Raw genomic sequence first — 16,263 nt, forward strand, 5'->3', positions numbered from 1 at the left:
CCCCCCCCCCCCCGCCGCGAACTCCCTCGGCAGAAAGTCCATCCATGCGCGCATTCCGTACCCCGCTCCTGGCCAAGCTCCTCGTCGCCGGCGCAGGGATCATGAGCCTCGCCAACTCGGTGACGATCCCGTTCCTGGCCGTGTTCCTGCGCCGCGAACTCGGACTCGAACCGGCCGCCGTCGGCCTGGTCATCGGCTCCTCGGTGTTCTTCTCGATCGCCGCCGCGTTCTTCGGCGGCACCCTCTCCGACCGCTTCGGCCGCGCTCCGGTCCTCCTCGCCGGACTCGGCGGGGTTGTGCTGTCCTTCGCGGGCTTCGCCGCTGCCGAGCACCTCGCCGCCGTCATCGCCGCCAACGCCGCACTCGCCTTGTCCAGCAGCGTGTTCGCGCCCGTGAGCAAGGCGATGCTGGGCGATCTGCTACCCGAGGGCACCCGCGTGCGCTGGTTCTCCCACCAGTACCTGGCCACCAACGCCGGATACGCCCTCGGCCCGCTCCTGGGCGTCGCTCTCGGTCTCTCCGGTGCCCGCGTCGCGTTCGGCGCGGCCGCGGCCGTGTACGGCCTCTACCTCGCCGCACTCGCGGTCGCCGTCAGGGTCGCCCCGGCCCTGCCCGCCTCGGCAGCGAAGACCGAGGGCCCGCGCGGATCTGACCGGTTCCTGGGGAGCCTGCGCGCCGTCGCCACCGATCCGCGTCTGCTGATCCTCCTGTTCGCCGGGCTGCTCCTGGAGTCGGTGCAGCTGCGCATCTCCGCGCTCCTCGCCCAAGACCTCGACATCGGCTTCACGAACGGCACGCAGATCCTCGCCGCGGTCATGACCGCCAACGCCGTCACTGTCGTCGTCTTCCAGCTCCTCGCCGCCCGGTTCGTGCTGCGACTCGAGGCGGTCACCGCCATCACCGTCGGCGGGCTGCTGCTGTTCGCGGGCATGGCAGGGTTCGCGTTCTCGGCTTCGTTGTGGCACTTCGTTGCCGCGATGGTCGTGTTCAGCTTCGGGGAGGTGTTCATCGTGCCCTCCGAGTTCGCCCTCATCGACCGCATAGCCCCGCCCGCGGCCCGCGGCGCCTACTTCGGCGCGCAGTCCTTCACCCAGCTCGGCGGCTTCGCCGGACCTTTCCTCGGCGGCCTGCTCCTCGCGCAATGGGACGGCACCGTCATGTACCTCGGGATCGGCGCCCTCGCCCTCGCGGCCGTCTCCGTCTACCTCGTCCTCGGCCGCCGCGTCCCAGGGCTTGCGCGCAAAGCCGTGACCGCAGCCAGCAGCGACACCCGCTGAAGTTCACGGCGAGCCGCGGGTGCTTGTCACTTGCGTCGTCTTGCGGTGTTGCCGGCGTGCGCTGCGGACAAGTCGAGGGCGACGGCCAGGATCAACGTGCCCGTCCAGGCGTTGACCGGGTCGAAGCGCAGCGGTTCGCTGCCGCCCACGAGATTGGCGATGAACCAGACTATGAACCAGATGAGTGTCACGACCGGTGCTCCTTTCGGGCTGCACGGTATAGGTGCGGGTCTCCGTGTCATTCCATTGAGGACGCGGCAGGTGATGCACGCCGCCGTCCGGCTGAGCCCTCATACAGGGTCGGGAACGACGACCACCGGGCAGGTCGCGTGGTGCACGCAGTGGTTGCTCACCGAACCGAGCAGCGCGCCCATGAACCCGCCGTGGCCCCGGCTTCCCACGACGAGGAGATCGGCGCCCTCGGCCTGCTCCAGCAGCACTGCAGCCGGATGTCCCTCGATGACCCGCTGCTCGATCGGCACGTTCGGCCACCGCGCGGAGAAGGTCTCGACGGTCGAATAGAGAGCGGCCCGGGCCTCCTCGGCCCACTCGACGCCGGGCATGACCATCACCCCGGTTCCGTACCTGGTGGGCGGGCGCCAGGCGTACACCGCCACGATTTTCATGCCGGTCGCCTCGGCCTGCCGAACTGCCCACCGCAGCGCCCGCCGCGAGGGTGGCGACCCGTCGACACCGACGACGACCGCGCCCTGCTCCGGTTTCTTCCGATCGGACATGTCGCTCCCCCTCAAGCCGACTCTAGATCGATTGACGGATCGCCACCTGACGGAGCGGAAAGTCCTTGCCCGAGCCGCCGAGGTCTTTGGGGGCGACGCTGACTGGCGACCGTTTGCCGGAGGTGGCTGATATCGTTATCGTGAACCTTCACGAATTCGGTCCCATCCCGCTCGGCGTGCCGCGCCCCCACGCCCGTCCGCGCCGCAAGTGGTCGATCGCATGAGGATGTGCAACGGAATGGTGGCTCAATGAGCAAGCGCGTGACGATCCTCGATGTCGCCGCGGCGGCCGGAGTTTCACGGCAGACGGTGACGCGTGCGATGAACGACATGGGGGACATCAGCGAAGCCACGCGGCTGAAGGTGCTCGAGGCCGCCGGACGGCTCGGCTACCGGCCGAGCCGTTTCGCAAGGAACCTCGTCAACCGCCAGAAGACCCACGCGATGGGCCTCGTGGTCGCCTCCTTCCGCAACCCGTACTACACCGACATCGCCGCGGACATGCTCTCGGTCGCCGGCGAGCGCGGCTGGCAGCTCATGATGGCCGCCTCCGAGGGCGAGCCCGCCGAAGCCGTGCAGCTCTTGTCTTCGGAGGTCGATGTGGTGGTCGGGCACTTCGAGGCCACCCCCGCCCTGGTGAAGGCCGCCGGCGCCCTGCCGCTGGTCTGCCTAGAATCGGCGAGCGACATGCCGGGGGTCCACTCAGTCCAGATCGACATCGAGTCCGGGATAGTCGACGCGGTCCAGGCACTGCGTGAACGCGGTGTCCGCCGGTTCGGCATGGTCGACTCGGGCTACTCCGTGCAGGTCCGCGGCGTCTACGAGCCCACGCCGAAGCGGGAGTGGTTCGAAGCGGCGGTGGGCGCCGAGCTCACCGGCGTCATCGTGGGGGAGGAGACGATCTCCGGCGGCGGCCGCGCGTTCGCGGACCTCATGCGGATGCACCCGGACACCGAGGCCGTGCTCATGTTCAACGACCTCATGGCACTGGGAGCGGTCCAGAACGCGCATGCCACCGCTATCGAGGTCCCCGGAGACGTCCGGATCATCGGCGTCGACGGCCTGGCCCTCGGGGAAGCGGTCGACCCGAAACTCACCTCCATCTCCCTCGACCGTCACGAGCTGGCGTCGAAGACCTTCGACATCGTCGAGATCCTGGCGAAGGCCGATTTCGCCCAGCTCGACCCGATTCATCGCACTGTGCCCTCCATGATTCTGTGGCGCGAGTCCGCCTGAGCTGAGATTCCTCGTTTCCGGCGCTTGACAAGATAGACCCCGGTCATTACCGTGAACCTTCACGGATTCACCGTGAAGGTTCACGGAACGATTCGCGAAGGAGCGATGGTGCAGGTCATGAACGGGGAGCGCCGCCATACGGTGCACAGGACATCGAGGGCGGATCGATGACCGCGACGGTCGAGGCGCGGACGGCCGCGGAGCTTCGTGGGCGCCGTCGCGATACCCGCCGGCGGAATCTGCGCCGGCATTGGCAGTTGTACGTGCTGCTGGTGCTTCCGGTGGCGTACTTCGTGGTGTTCCAGTACATCCCGATGGCGAACAACGTGATCGCGTTCAAGGACTACAACGTGGTCGACGGGATCTGGGGCAGCCCTTGGGCGGGACTGGAGCACTTCGAGCGGTTCTTCGCCAACCCGGTCGCCTGGGACCTGATCCGCAACACGCTGATGCTGAGCCTCTACGGCTTCCTGGCCGGGTTCCCGATTCCGATTCTGCTGGCGTTGGCGCTCAACGAGGTTCGGGTCCGGTTCTTCAAGCGCACCGTCCAGATGGTGACCTACGCGCCGCACTTCATCTCGACGGTGATCGTGGTATCGATGCTGATCCTGATCTTCTCGCCCCGGATCGGATTCATGGCGAACTTCCTGGGGTTCTTCGGGATGGACTCGAACCTGCTCGCTGACCCAGACGCGTTCCGCAGTGTGTATGTCTGGAGCGACATCTGGCAGTCGGCCGGCTACTCGGCGATCATCTACATGGCCGCGCTGGCGGGGATCGATCCGACTCTGTACGAGGCCGCGAAGCTGGATGGCGCCAGTCGCCTGCAGAAGATCTGGCATGTCGACCTGCCGGGCATCGCACCCACGGTCGTCGTGGTGATGATCCTGAGCGTCGGCAGTGTCATGGCGATCGGGTTCGAGAAGGCGTTCCTGCTGCAGAACCCGCTGAATCTCTCGCAGTCGGAGATCATCGCGACCTACACGTACAAGATCGGCCTGCTCAACGCCGACTTCAGCCTGGCGACGGCGATCGGGCTGTTCAACTCCGTCATCAACCTCGTCCTCCTCCTTGCGGTCAACACCGTCTCCAAACGCGTGACCGGCAACGGCCTGTGGTGAAGGGAGCCCCTGCAATGACACTCACAACCGCCGCCCGGGCCGGGTCCGCGACCGAATCCCCGGAAGCCAAGGCCCGCAGGCCGAAGCGCCGCCGCGCCCCTCAGGTGCAGGACACTCCTGCCGACCGGATCTTCATGGTGGGCGTCTACATCCTGTTGACCACGTTCCTGCTGATCGTGCTCGTGCCGCTGATCAACATCGTGGCCAGCTCCTTCTCCAGCCCCGCGGCGGTGTCGGGCGGCCGGGTGTTCCTGTGGCCGGTCGACTTCACGCTCATCGGCTACGAGGCGGTCCTGTCGAATGAGGACATCCTCACCGGTTTCGGCAACTCGCTCTTCTATGCCGTAGTGGGGACCTTGGTGAGCATCACCCTCACTGTGATGATCGCCTACCCCCTCTCACGGGCTGAACTCGTGGGCCGGAAGGTCCTCATCGGCGGGGTCCTGTTCACGATGCTGTTCTCGGGCGGGCTGATCCCGACCTACATGGTCGTCCGGGCCCTCGGGCTGCTGGACACCCGCTGGGCGATCATCATCCCGGCCGCGATCGGGGCCTGGCAGGTGCTCATCGCGATGACGTTCTTCCGCTCCTCGATCCCGGCCGAGCTGTACGAGGCCGCGCAGCTCGACGGCGCTTCGGACTTCCGGTTCCTGTGGTCGGTCGTGCTGCCCTTGTCGAAACCGCTGCTGGCGGTCATCGCGCTCATGTACGGCATCGGGCAGTGGAACTCCTACTTCAGCGCCCTGATCTACCTGCGTAGTGAAGAGCTGTATCCGCTCCAGCTGGTATTGCGGAACATCTTGGTGCTGAACAACAACAGCGGCGGATCGGATCTGGCGAACCAGATGGCGGCCGAGCAGATGGCCGACCTCATGAAGTTCTCCCTGATCGTCATCTCCACCGTCCCAGTGCTGCTCGTGTACCCGTTCGTGGCTCGGCACTTCACCAAGGGCGTGATGCTCGGCTCCGTCAAGGGCTAGTGCACCCGCCTCCCAAGGTTCTCCCCTCAAAGCCCATCAACTCCTCAATGAAAGGCAGTCAACGATGACCAGCAGATTCACCCGAGCGGCAGCGGCCGGAGCGGCGCTCGCCGTGTCGGCCAGCGCGTTCGCCGCGTGCTCCTCGGAGCCGGAGACCACTCCGGACGACGTGATCACCATCTTCGCGCCCGAGAACGCCGACATGGACATGGACAGCAACGCGTTCACCAAGGTGATCGAGGAGAAGTTCGACGTCGACCTCCAGTTCGAGACGACCACCTACGACGGTGCCGCCGCGGGCGAGAAGCGCCAGATCTCCCTCGCCAGCGGGGACTACCCGGACGCTTACATGATGATTCCGTGGGTCGACCAGTTCAACAACGACGAGCTGCTGGAGCTCGGCGGCCAGGGCGTGATCGTGCCGCTCGACGACCTGATCGGCGAGGACACCCCGAACATCGCCGCCGCGTTCGAGGACGAGCCCGACTTCAAGAACGCTGCGACGGCATCGGACGGCAAGATCTGGGGCCTGCCCCAGTGGAACGAGTGCTTCCACTGCTCGTACGGCACGAAGCTGTGGATGAACTCGGCCTGGCTCGAGGCGCTGAACCTCCAGCAGCCGACCACGCCCGAGGAACTGCGCACGGTACTCGAGGCCTTCAAGACCCAGGACCCCAACGGGAACGGCAAGGCCGACGAGATCCCGCTCTCCAGCAACGTCGGCGGCACGCTCCTGCCGTACCTGATGAACCCGTTCATCTACACCTCGGGATTCAACGCCGAGGGCACCACTCCGGCATCGCTCGCGGCCGTCAACGGCGAGGTCGTGCTGCAGCCGACTCGCGACGAATGGCGGACCGCCATCGAGTACGTCAACTCCCTGTACGAGGACGGCCTCATCGACGAGGCGGCGTTCACGCAGAACGGCGAGGCGCTCTACGCCAAGGGCAACAGCGCCGAAGGCGTGATCCTCGGATCGGTCTCCATCCTGCACCCCGCGGCCTTCGTCGACCTCGCCGCCGCTGACGGCCGCGCCAACCAGTACGACGCGGTCCCGCCGCTGACCGGACCGAACGGCAGCGACACGTCCTGGGGCGGCTCCGGCGGCGCCGCCGGAGCTTCGTTCGTGATCACCAACCGGGCCAGCGAGGCCAAGCAGAAGAAGCTCATGCAGATCATGGACTTCATCTTCTCGACCGAGGGTCACATCCAGGGCGAGTTCGGCGTCGAAGGCGTCAACTGGGAAGGCCCGGGGGACGACGACGTCGCTCTCGACGAGTCCATGGAGCCGCTCTACGAGATGCTCGCGGCACCGGAGGCCGTGAACAACGCCTGGGGCGCGATGACGCAGTACTTCAGCGACGAGACGTTCCGCGGCAGCCAGATCGTCGGCACCGACATCTACACCCAGTCCGGCTACGAGCGCCGCCTGTTCGAGGCCACGAAGCTCTACGAGGGGCACGAGTCCGACGAGGCGTTCCCGCACTGGGACGTCCCGATCACCGGTGACGCGGCCACGGAGCTCGCGACGATCCAGACCAATGTGGAGAGCTTCGTCATCCAGGCGTCGGCGGAGTTCGCGACCGGCAGCCGCGACATCGAGAGCGACGAGGACTGGGCCGAGTTCCAGCAGAACCTGACCGACCTCGGCGCCGACCGCTACGTCGAGATCTACCAACAGGCCTGGGACGAAACCAAGTAGTCCCGCCGCATTCCGGGGCGGGCCGCACGCACCATGCGGCCCGCCTCCTGAACACCCATGTGCTGAGAGGTCCACTTGATTCGCGAACAGCGCTTCATCAACGACGACTGGACGTTCGCCTTCGGCGAGCACCCCGGTGCGGAGGCCGAGGCTCCGGATCCGGAATGGTACGACGTCGGTCTGCCGCACTCATTCGACCTGCCGGACTTCCGCGAGCAGCGGTTCTACGTCGGCCACGGCTGCTACCGCCGCACCGTCGAGGTCCGTCCCGAGTGGATCGGGCACTGGATCGCCCTGGAGTTCCTCGGCGTCTTCCAGGCCGCCGAGGTCTACATCAACGGGCGCTTCATCGGACGCCACGAAGGCGGCTACACGCCATTCACAATGGACATCTCCAGTGCGGTGGTCGAGGGACTGAACGACGTGTTCGTCCGCGTCGACAACCTCTGGAACCCGCGACTGGCGCCGCGCGCCGGCGATTACAGCTTCAACGGCGGCATCTACCGCGACGTGAGCCTCATCGTCGCCGACCGGGTGCGCATCGACTGGTACGGCATCGGTGTCACCACACCCGAGGTGAGCCGTGAGCGCGCCGCAGTGGCCGCCTCCGTGGAGGTGGTCAACGACGAGCCTCGCCCGATCCAGGTGAACGTCGCGGCGGTGCTTTCCGACCCCGAACGCTCGGTCGCGTCGCTGCCGACCGTGCGCCGCACGATCCCCGCCCGGTCTCGCGTGGTCGTTGAACTCGAAGGGGCCGTGGCGAACCCGATCCTGTGGCACCCCGACCAGCCGCACCGCTACAAGCTGACCGCCGCGGTCTCGGTCGACGGCATCGCCAGGGACTCCCAGCAGACCTCGTTCGGCTTCCGGTGGTTCGAGTTCACCGCCGACCGCGGCTTCTTCCTCAACGGCGAGCACCTCGACCTCCACGGCGCCAACGTCCACCAGAACCGGGGCGGCTGGGGCGATGCTGGAACGCGGGCGTCCATCCGCCGCGACGTCGCCATGATCAAAGACCTGGGGATGAACCTCATCCGCGGCTCTCACTACCCGCACCACCCTTACTTCGCAGAGGAATGCGACCGGCAAGGCCTGCTGTTCTGGTCCGAGCTCCACTTCTGGGGCATCGGCGGTGAGAACGTCGAGGGCTTCTGGTTCGCCAGCGCCTACCCGATCGACGAGGCTGACGAACCGGACTTCGGGGAGAGCCTGCGCCGGGCCCTGCGCGAGATGATCCGCACGCACCGCAACCACCCGAGCATCATCACCTGGAGCATCGGCAACGAGGCGTTCTTCAGCGATGACAAGGTGATCGGCAAGGCCAAGGCGCTCACGAGCGAGCTCGTGGCGCTCGCCAAGGGGCTTGACCCGACCCGCCCGGTGGCGGTCGGGGGCGCGCAGCGCAAGGGCTTCGACGTGCTCGGCGACATCGCCGGCTACAACGGCGACGGCGCGGAGCTCTTCATGGACCCCGGTATCCCGAGCGTCGTCTCGGAATATCACGGCGTGCGCGGTGAGGGACCGGGGGAGTACGAAGTGGAGTGGGAGCACGGCGTCGAGGCCGACTACCCGTGGCGCTCAGGGAAGATCTTCTGGTGCGCGTTCCACTACAAGTCGATCGCGGACGGTGCCGGGCTGCAAGGCCTGGCCGACTACTGGCGGATGCCCCGGCGCTCCTATCACTGGTACCGCGAGCGGTTGCGCGGAATCGCCCCGCCCGTCTTCCCCGAGCCGGGCAGGGCGGTCGCGCTGCGGCTGACCTCCGACACCGAGACGATCCCGACCGACGGCACCGGCGATGCCCGGCTACTGGTCGAGCTGGTGGACGAGCACGGGATCCGTGTCGTCGACGACCGGGCCGTGCACTTCACCGTGGTCGAGGGCGAGGGCCTGTTCCCCTCCGGTCGGAGCATCACGCTCGGGCCTGAGTCCCACAGCCTGTGGGGCGGTGCGGGCGCGATCGAATTGCGCGCCTATGCGCCTGGGACGCAGCGCATCAGGGCGACCGCTGAAGGATTGACCGCCGCCGAACTGGTCCTGGCGGCGATTGGTCCGCGCAAGGCACCGCGTGCTTGGCGCCTGCCGCCGGCCGCGCCGTCCGTGGCCGAGCCGCCCAGCGGGCAGGGCGAGGCCTCGCTGGCCGCGTACCGGCCGGTCGCGGTGAGCAGCGCCGAGCCGGCGCATGAGGGCGGGAACGCCACGCTCACCGGGAGCGGCACGTATTGGCGGGCGGCCACTCGGGACCCGGGCGAATGGCTCGCCGCGGACCTCGAGTTCCCGTACGAGATCAAGCGGGTCGAGGTCGTCTTCGCCGAGCCGCCCGCGCATCCGTGGACGGTCGAGACGAGTGTCGACGGGCGCGACTTCGAACGCGTGCACCGCGGCGAGCCCGAATCCCAGGCGCTCTCGGCGTACCTGGCGTTTCCGGCGCGGACCGCCCGGCTCGTGCGGATCTCCTTCCCTGAGAAGCCGATCGACGTGGAGGAGCTCCGCGTGTACTGAGGTCCGCCCAAAGCTCCGAGCAGGGGCGGGGGAGTCTCGGCCCCCGTCCCTGATCGGGTGTGCGGAAATGTCGAGTATCGGATTTTTTCATTGAAAGATGGAGATATGTTGTGCTACAATGATGTGGACGGGACACGTTCCAACATGAACCGTCACGAGTTCGCGGTGGCATTCCCCGGCATCGCACACCGCATGGCGCAAAGGAGCTCCATGCTCATCGGACAACAGGATCAACCCCGCCCGCGCGCGGGCCTCAACCGCCGCAACCTCATCAGAGGCGCGGTGGCCGCGGGCGGCATCGCCGCCCTCGGCGCCCCCGGCACCGCCTACGCCCAGAACGGCGTCCACCCCGGCATGCTCCACACGCAAGCCGACCTCGACCGCATGCGCCAGAAGGTCTACGCCAGGGAAGAGCCCTGGATCTCCGGCTGGAACCGGCTCATCGCGAACAGCCACTCCTGGCCCGGCTGGACCCCGCGGCCGGTGGCGACGGTGGTCCGCGGGGGCGGCACAGGCGAGAACTACTCGCTGCTCTACAACGACATGCACGCCGCCTACCAGAACGCGCTGCGCTCGAGGATCCAGAACAACACCGCCCACCGCGACACGGCCGTCAACATCCTCAACGCCTGGTCCGGCACGCTCCAGGAGATCACCGGAAGCGCCGACCGCTGGCTGGCCGCCGGCATCTACGGCTACCAGGCGGCGAACGCGGCGGAGCTGGTCCGCGACGCCCCCGGCTTCGACCGCGGGCGCTTCCAATCGATGCTGCGGAACATCTTCTACCCGATGAACGAGGACTTCCTCGTGCGCCACAACGGCGCCTGCATCACCAACTACTGGGCCAACTGGGACCTGTGCAGCATGGCCTCGATCATGGCGATCGGGATCTTCAACGACGACGACGCGCTGTTCGACCGGGCCGTCGACTACTTCTGGAACGGCGCGGGCAACGGGTCGATCAAGAACGCGATCCCGTTCATCCACGGCGCCCTCGCCCAATGGCAGGAATCGGGCCGGGACCAGGGGCACTCCATGATGGGCATGGGCCTGATGGGCTCGATCATGGAGATGGCCTGGAACCAGGGTGTCGACCTGTACTCCGCCCGCGACCACGCCTTCGCCCGGACGGCCGACTACGTGGCCCGCTACAACCTCGGCTACGACGGCCTCCCGTTCACGAAGTACACGTGGGGCTCCGGTGTCAACTGCAGCTACAACGAGCACACGGTGATGGGCGCGGGCGGGCGCGGCCAGGCCCGGCCGGTGTGGGCGCGCGTCTACGGCCACTACATCTCGCGGTGGGGCTTCACCCTGCCCAACCTGAAGCAGATGGTCGAGCAGAGCGGCGCCGAGGGCGGCGGCGGCGATTACGGCACCACCTCCGGCGGCTTCGACGACCTCGGATTCGGGACGCTCACGCACTCGCGCTGACCTCTGGGATCCGCCTCCAGCGGCGTTCGGCCGCGACCACAGGCGGGGCCGGAACCGTTCCGGCCCCGCGACCTTCCCTTCCCTTGCAACGAATGAGGAACCATGACTGAGAACCCTTCAACCCCCAGCCTGTCCCGTCGCACCGTGCTCCAGGCGACCGGTGCCGCGGCCGTCGCCGGATACCTGGCGACCGCCGCGGGTCCCGCCGCCGCCCAGGAGGCGCCGGCGAACGCGATCGTCACGTACCCGGTCCCGGCGGGGATCGCGCAGAACGGCAGCTTCGAGGTGAGCGTCCGCAACGGCCAGAGCGAGTGGCAGCGGCTCGGCGTCTACAACACCCGCCTGAAGCTGATCGACGCCTCTACCGGCGCCGGTCCCCTCTACAACTCCGCAGTGGCCTACTTCGACTTCTCCGGCGAGGTCGAAGTGAAGGTGCGATACGTCAAGAGCGCCATCGAGAAGGCGCGCATCCGCCCCCTCTCCTACGACATCGAACCGGTCGTGGAGGAGGACACCGTCGAGTTCACGCTCACCGAGCCCCGCAAGATCGTCGTCGAGGTCAACGACGAACTGTACGACTGCCTGCACCTCATCGCGCACCCCATCGAGACCGACGTGCCCGACCCCGAAGACCCTTCCGTGGTCTACTTCGGACCCGGCGTGCACACCGGTGAGTCCGTTGCCGTCGCGAGCGGCCAGACCGTCTACATCGCCGGCGGCGCGGTGGTCAAGCGCAACATCACCTTCGACAACGTGGCGAACGCGACCCTGCGCGGCCACGGCATGATCTACGGGGTCCAGTGGGGCGCGGCGCCCGTCAGGAACTCGAAGAACATCCTGATCGACGGCATCACGATCATGAACAACCCCACCGGCAACGCGCTCGACATCGACGAGTCCGAGCAGGTCACGGTCCGCAACCTGAGCTACTTCAGCTCCGGCAGGTGGGGCGACGGCATCGACGTCTTCTGCAGCAGCGAAGTGCTCCTCGAAGGCCTCTTCATGCGCAGCTCGGACGACTGCATCGCCCTCTACGGCCACCGCAACCAGTGGTACGGCGACGTCCGGAACATCACGATCAGGGACTCCTCGCTCTGGGCGGACGTGGCGCACCCGATCAACGTCGGCACGCACGGGAACACCGACGCGCCCGAAGTGCTGGAGAACATCACCATCAGCAACGTCGACATCCTCGACCACCGCGAGCCGCAGCTGAACTACCAAGGCTGCATCGCGCTGAACCCCGGCGACAGCAACCTGGTCCGCAACGTGCGCATCCAGGACGTGCGCGTCGAGGACTTCCGGTGGGGCCAGATCATCCACATGCGCGTGGCCTACAACAAGACCTACAACACCTCGGCCGGCCGGGGCATCGAGCAGGTCTTCGTCAAGAACCTCAGCTACGAGGGCGACAACGCCGGGCTCGGGATCATGCTCGGCTACGACGCCGAGCACGCCATCAAGGACGTCGTCTTCCAGAACTTCACCGTCAACGGCAAGCTCATCGCCGACAACATGCGCAAGCCCGGCTGGTTCAAGACCTGGGACATGATCCCCATGCACGTGAACGAGCACGTGACCGGACTGCGCTTCCTCGACTCGGCCACCGCCCCGTCCACGACGGCGCCGACCCTCGTCGCCGCCGACGCCCTGGCGACCACCGCGGGAGCGCCGACGCTCTACACGATCAGCGCGACTGGCTTCCCCGAGACGTTCGCCGCCTCGGGTCTGCCCGAAGGGCTCGCGGTCGACGCGGCCACCGGCGTCGTCTTCGGAGCGCCCGCCAAGGCCGGCACGTACGAGGCGGTCGTCAGCGCCGCCAACGCGAGCGGGACCGCCGAGAAGACCGTCACGATCACGGTGCAGTGATGGATCGATACCAGACCACCCGCCGCACGCTCCTGCGAGGCGCGGCGGGCTCCCTCATCGCGGTCACCGCCGCGAACGCGCTTCCCGCCCAAGCCGGACAGGCCGCGCCCCCCACTTCGACCGCCGGTGCGGCGTTCGCGCACCCCGGCCTGCTGCACAGCGCGGCGGACCTCGAGCGCATGCGCACTGCAGTTGCGGCGCAAGAGGCTCCGATCCACCAGGGGTTCACCGCGATGGCCGCGCACGCCCGCTCCTCATTCGACTACCGGATCCGCAACACCGGCCAGATCACCTCGTGGGGCCGCGGCCCCACCGACAACACCGCCGAGGCGGCCGAGGACGCCGGCGCCGCCTACCAGAACGCCCTGATGTGGGCGATCACCGGCGACGACCGGCACGCGGACAAGGCCCGCGACATCCTCAACGCCTGGTCGGCGAGCCTGAAGACCATCACCGGCGCCGACGGCCAGCTCGGCGCGGGCCTCCAGGGCTTCAAGCTCGTCAACGCCGCGGAGATCCTGCGGCACGGCGAGTACGACGGCTGGGCCGACGCGGACATCGCCAGGTGCGAGCGGTCCTTCAAGGACGTCTGGTACCCGTCGGTCTCCGGGTACGCGCTGTTCGCCAACGGCAACTGGGACGTCGCCGCCCTGCAACTGGTCATCGCGATCGCGGTGTTCTGCGACGACCGCGTCATGTTCGAGGACGCGGTGCGCTACGCCGCGGGCGGGGCCGGGAACGGCTCCATCACCGGCATCGTCGTCGACGAGTCCGGCCAGGGGCAGGAGAGCGGCCGCACCCAGGCCTACGCCCAGCTCGCGATCGGCCTGCTCACCGATGTCGCCGAAGTAGCCTGGAACCAGGGCGTGGACCTATACGGCCACAAGGGCAACCGCATCCTCGCGGGGTACGAGTACGTCTCGCGCTACAACCTCGGCGAAGACGTGCCGTTCACCGCCGACCTCGACCGGACCGGCAAGTACCTGAAGACCGTTGTCGCCACCGGGAACCGGGGGCAGTGGCGACCGATCCACGAACTCGCATACGGCCACTACGCGACCCGGATGGGGCTCGCAGTGCCCTACACCGAGCGGGTCGTCTTCCGGGGGACCGGTGGCACCCGCTTCATCGAGGGGCACAACGACGACCACCCGTCCTGGGGCACCCTCACTTTCGCGCGCTCGCAGGCCGACACCTCCGTCCCGCAAACGCCACCGCCCGCACCCGCAGGTCTCGCCGCTCATGGTTCCCCAGAAGGGATCACCGTCAGCTGGGTCGGCTCGGTCGATCCGGCCAGTATGGCCGCCGCAGACGGCTATACCGTCAAACGCGCGGCCCTCGACGAGGACGAGTACGAGGTGATCGCCACCGGAATCGCGTCCACTTCGTACACCGATGAATCGGTCGAGCCGGGCCGCACCTACCTCTACGTCGTCGCCGCCGCGAACGAGGCCGGCACGGGCCCGGACTCGCTCGGCATCGCCGTCTCCGCCGGGCTGCCCGCACCCTGGGAGGCCGCCGACATCGGCGACTCGGCCCCAGCGGGCGGCACCGACTTCGACGGGCAGGCGTTCCGCATCAAGGCCGGCGGCAACGACATCGCCGGCGTGGAGGACCGGTTCCGGTTCACCCACCTGCCGCTCACCGGCGACGGCACCATCACCGCTCGGATCGCCCACCCCGTCAGCTCGCAGTACGCGAAGGTCGGCCTGATGATGCGGGAGAGCCTGGAACCCGACGCCGCGCACGCGTCGATGCTCATCCAAGGCCTGCCGCTCCACACCTGGAGCGGCGTCTGGACCACCCGCACCACCACAGGAGGCGACACCGCCGGAACCGGCAGTACCCCGGTCCCGCCCACACAGCAGACCGAGATCACTGTCAACGCAGGGTTCCCCATCGCCGATCACGGGTCCCTCCCGTCCTCGGCGACGCCACTGCCCGCGCCCTACGTCGAAGGCGCGAGTGACGGCTACCGCTGGCGGCGCCCCTACTGGGTCCGCCTGCGGCGCAAGGGCACCAAGTTCACCGGGTGGATCTCGCCGAACGGCGAGGACTGGGAGAAGGTCGGCACCTCCGAACTGGACCTCCCGGAGGACCTCTACATCGGCCTGGCCGTCTGCTCGGTGCTCGGCGGCGACGCGGACCACCCCGAGACCACCTCGGCGGTCTTCGACAACGTCACCGCACCGGGCTGGTCCGTCGGCGCCCCCGCCGCCCAGGTGGGGGACCTGCGTGCCTGGACGGGCGCGAGCGCCGTCGAACTCGCGTGGAGCGCAACGGACCTCTCCGGCCGCTACACCGTCAAGCGCGCCCCGGCGAACGGCGGCCGGTACACCGTCCTCGCCTGCGGCATCGGTCCGGTCGGATTCGGCGTCCAGGTCCGCTACGCGGATCCGACCGGCGCGCCCGGAACCGAGTACCGCTATATCGTCTGCGCCTCGAACACCGACGGCGACGGTCCGCCGTCACTGGAGGCCCGCGCGGTCATGCCGACCCCGCCGAAACCGGAGATCACGGCAGCGGCAACGGCGTTCGCCAACGCTGGCAAACCCTTCCACTATTTGATACGCGCCGCCAACGACCCCGCCGGGTTCACCGCGACGGGTCTGCCCGACGGGCTCCACCTCGACGCGACCACGGGGACCATCACCGGAACCGCCACGGCCGCAGGCGCATTCACCGTCGAAGTCGGCGCGGTCAACGCGACCGGCTCCGCCGCCGGGAGCCTCGCGATCACCATCGGCTCCCCGCCGCCCGCGCCGTGGACCTACCGGGACATCGGCGACCGGGTACCCGACGAGCGGATGCTGGGCTCACGGAGCGTCGTCGCGATCCGCGCGCCCGGCATCACCGGCCACGACGCCGACACCGGCACCTTCACCCTCCGCGGCGCCGGTGCCGACCTCAATGTCATCAACCAGGGCATGACCGCCCACTTCGCCTCCGTGCCAATGGAAGGCGACGGCACGATCACCGCCCGCCTCTCCAGCTGGACCGGCGCGTCCGCGAACGGCCGCGTCGGTCTGGCGATGGCCAAGTCGCTCAACCCGTTCGACCAGATGACCGCCACAGTCCTCGGCGCGAACGGCACCGTCCAGTTCTTCCGACGCACCCGTGTGGCCTTCCGCCCCAACACGACGGACGGGCCCAATAACGTCGGCGCCCCGATCTGGCTGCGGCTCAGCCGAACCGGCGACGCCTTCGCGGCGGCGACCTCCGCCGACGGGCAGACCTGGACGCCCATCGGCGAACCGCACGCGATCCCGGCCTTCGGGACCGCGCCTTACCACGTCGGCCTGGCCGTCGTCTCCGGCGATCCGACCGCGCTCAGCACCGCGGTCTTCGACCAGGTGACGGTGACCGGCTCCGGTTGACCGCAGTAAGCCCCCGGCGCGGCGCACC

Annotated in this window: 11 protein-coding genes; 9 read left to right on the forward strand and 2 right to left on the reverse strand. The window is 68.2% G+C overall.

Features of this window, described 5'->3' with window-relative positions; all coding sequences use genetic code 11:
* The first annotated feature begins 44 nt into the window (after positions 1 to 44).
* Positions 45 to 1,277: an MFS transporter gene (locus O1R50_RS15030; RefSeq protein WP_270110903.1), complete on the forward strand. Its 1,233-nt coding sequence runs from the start codon at positions 45 to 47 to the stop codon at positions 1,275 to 1,277.
* 26 nt (positions 1,278 to 1,303) lie between these two features.
* Here the strand turns inward: O1R50_RS15030 and O1R50_RS15035 are convergent, their stop codons facing one another.
* Both O1R50_RS15035 and O1R50_RS15040 read right to left on the reverse strand, forming a co-directional pair.
* Positions 1,304 to 1,468: a hypothetical protein gene (locus tag O1R50_RS15035; RefSeq protein ID WP_270110904.1), complete on the reverse strand. Its 165-nt coding sequence runs from the start codon at positions 1,466 to 1,468 to the stop codon at positions 1,304 to 1,306.
* 99 nt (positions 1,469 to 1,567) lie between these two features.
* Complete coding sequence (locus tag O1R50_RS15040; protein ID WP_270110905.1) at positions 1,568 to 2,014, reverse strand: universal stress protein; 447 nt, start codon at positions 2,012 to 2,014, stop codon at positions 1,568 to 1,570.
* Between the two features lie 249 nt (positions 2,015 to 2,263).
* On the opposite strand from O1R50_RS15040, the gene O1R50_RS15045 reads away from it, so the two are divergent.
* The 8 genes from O1R50_RS15045 (at position 2,264) to O1R50_RS15080 (ending at position 16,235) form a co-directional block, all read left to right on the forward strand.
* Positions 2,264 to 3,250: a LacI family DNA-binding transcriptional regulator gene (locus tag O1R50_RS15045; protein WP_270110906.1), complete on the forward strand. Its 987-nt coding sequence runs from the start codon at positions 2,264 to 2,266 to the stop codon at positions 3,248 to 3,250.
* A gap of 167 nt (positions 3,251 to 3,417) precedes the next feature.
* Positions 3,418 to 4,371: an ABC transporter permease gene (locus O1R50_RS15050; protein WP_408612704.1), complete on the forward strand. Its 954-nt coding sequence runs from the start codon at positions 3,418 to 3,420 to the stop codon at positions 4,369 to 4,371.
* 14 nt (positions 4,372 to 4,385) lie between these two features.
* Positions 4,386 to 5,351, forward strand: a complete 966-nt coding sequence (locus O1R50_RS15055; RefSeq protein WP_270110908.1) for a carbohydrate ABC transporter permease — start codon at positions 4,386 to 4,388, stop codon at positions 5,349 to 5,351.
* 64 nt (positions 5,352 to 5,415) lie between these two features.
* Positions 5,416 to 7,053: a type 2 periplasmic-binding domain-containing protein gene (locus O1R50_RS15060; protein ID WP_270110909.1), complete on the forward strand. Its 1,638-nt coding sequence runs from the start codon at positions 5,416 to 5,418 to the stop codon at positions 7,051 to 7,053.
* Positions 7,054 to 7,128: 75 nt separating this feature from the next.
* Complete coding sequence (locus tag O1R50_RS15065; RefSeq protein WP_270110910.1) at positions 7,129 to 9,555, forward strand: glycoside hydrolase family 2 protein; 2,427 nt, start codon at positions 7,129 to 7,131, stop codon at positions 9,553 to 9,555.
* A gap of 210 nt (positions 9,556 to 9,765) precedes the next feature.
* The gene (locus O1R50_RS15070; RefSeq protein WP_270110911.1) at positions 9,766 to 10,989 is read left to right on the forward strand and encodes an alginate lyase family protein; all 1,224 of its coding nucleotides are present in this window, start codon (positions 9,766 to 9,768) and stop codon (positions 10,987 to 10,989) included.
* Positions 10,990 to 11,091: 102 nt separating this feature from the next.
* Positions 11,092 to 12,858, forward strand: coding sequence for a glycosyl hydrolase family 28 protein (locus O1R50_RS15075; protein ID WP_270110912.1), 1,767 nt, complete (start codon positions 11,092 to 11,094; stop codon positions 12,856 to 12,858).
* Positions 12,858 to 16,235, forward strand: a complete 3,378-nt coding sequence (locus O1R50_RS15080; protein ID WP_270110913.1) for an alginate lyase family protein — start codon at positions 12,858 to 12,860, stop codon at positions 16,233 to 16,235. Before O1R50_RS15075 ends, O1R50_RS15080 begins: the two co-directional genes overlap by 1 nt.
* Positions 16,236 to 16,263 lie beyond the last annotated feature (28 nt).

The organism is Glycomyces luteolus, from assembly GCF_027622875.1.
Classification (GTDB): domain Bacteria; phylum Actinomycetota; class Actinomycetes; order Mycobacteriales; family Micromonosporaceae; genus Glycomyces; species Glycomyces luteolus.